The organism is Candidatus Symbiopectobacterium sp. 'North America', assembly GCF_015762685.1.
Classification (GTDB): domain Bacteria; phylum Pseudomonadota; class Gammaproteobacteria; order Enterobacterales; family Enterobacteriaceae; genus Symbiopectobacterium.
The window spans coordinates 1-1,147 of sequence record NZ_PEHF01000080.1 but is presented as its reverse complement, the minus strand read 5'-3'; the positions used below and the strand labels follow the sequence as shown (position 1 = coordinate 1,147).

General features: G+C 60.1%; 1 protein-coding gene. It reads left to right on the top strand.

The genetic code is table 11. The features are described from left to right. Positions 1-1,147, top strand: a 1,147-nt coding sequence (locus CS369_RS16400; protein WP_280514813.1) for a transketolase, incomplete at both ends; no start/stop codon positions are given.

Sequence of the window (1,147 nt, the reverse complement as noted above, 5' to 3'; positions counted from 1 at the left end):
CCGATTGAAGAGCTCAAAAACTTCCGCCAACTGCATTCCAAAACCCCGGGACACCCCGAGTACGGCTACACCGAAGGTGTGGAAACCACCACCGGCCCGCTCGGGCAGGGCATTGCCAACGCGGTCGGCATGGCGCTGGCAGAACGCACGCTGGCGGCGCAGTTCAACCGTCCGGGTCACGATATCGTTGACCACTTCACCTACGTGTTCATGGGTGATGGCTGCATGATGGAAGGCATCTCCCACGAGGTGTGTTCGCTGGCCGGTACCCTGAAGCTGGGTAAGCTGGTGGCATTCTATGATGACAACGGCATCTCCATTGACGGTCACGTGGAAGGCTGGTTTACCGATGACACCGCGGCACGTTTCGAAGCCTACGGCTGGCACGTGGTGCGTGGCGTCGACGGCCATGACGCCGATGCCATCACCCGCGCTATCGAACAGGCGCGCGCGGTGACGGACAAACCGTCCCTGCTGATGTGCAAAACCTTGATTGGTTTCGGCTCACCGAACAAGGCCGGCACTCATGATTCCCACGGTGAGCCGCTGGGTGACGCTGAAGTGGCCGCTTCACGCGAACAGCTGGGTTGGAAATACCCGCCGTTTGAAATCCCCGCTGAAATCTATGCCGCCTGGGATGCCAAAGCCGCTGGTGCGCAGAAAGAGAGCGCCTGGAGCGAGACGTTCGCCGCCTATGCCAAAGCCTATCCGGAACTGGCTGCTGAATTCAAACGCCGTACTGTCGGTGACCTGCCGGCTAACTGGCAGGCTGATGCCCAGAAATTCATTGAAGACCTGCAAGCCAACCCGGCAAAAATTGCCAGCCGCAAAGCCTCGCAGAACGCGCTGGAAGCCTACGGCAAGCTGCTGCCGGAATTCCTCGGCGGCTCTGCCGACCTGGCACCGAGCAACCTGACCATCTGGTCCGGCTCGGTCGCGCTGGATAAAGACCCGGCGGGCAACTACATCCACTACGGGGTGCGCGAATTTGGCATGACCGCCATCGCCAACGGTCTGGCGCTGTACGGCGGCTTCCTGCCGTATACCGCGACCTTCCTGATGTTTGTGGAATATGCCCGTAACGCGGTGCGTATGGCCGCACTGATGAAAATCCGCAGTATCTACGTCTATACCCATGACTCCATCG